1 protein-coding gene is annotated in these 293 nt (G+C 66.2%); it reads left to right on the forward strand.

The window, feature by feature from the left end:
• Positions 1-293: transposase (locus tag J9889_RS19805; RefSeq protein WP_210538956.1), on the forward strand; the 293-nt coding region annotated here is incomplete at both ends.

The following is a 293-nucleotide window of genomic DNA, read 5'->3' on the forward strand; positions in this document are numbered from 1 at the left end:
GGCCTATGGCCGTGGTCAGGAGGCGGCCAAGCGGCTGCTGGGCGCCGAGTTTGACGGGGTGCTGGTGACCGACCAGTACGCCGGCTACCGGTTTATCGACGCCGACCAGCGGCAACTGTGCTGGGCCCACGTGGCCCGCAATCTCGTGGCCATCGCCGAGAGTAGCGAGCAGTGCAACCAGCCCATCGGTGCCCGGTTGGTCTTGCTGGCGGATGCGGTGTTTCGTACCCGGCACCGTTGGGAAAGCGGTGCGTTGAGCAAGCAGAAATACCTGCGCAGGCTCGCGCGTTACC

The organism is Aeromonas sp. PrichA-15 (assembly GCF_017939245.1).
Taxonomy (GTDB): domain Bacteria; phylum Pseudomonadota; class Gammaproteobacteria; order Enterobacterales; family Aeromonadaceae; genus Aeromonas; species Aeromonas caviae.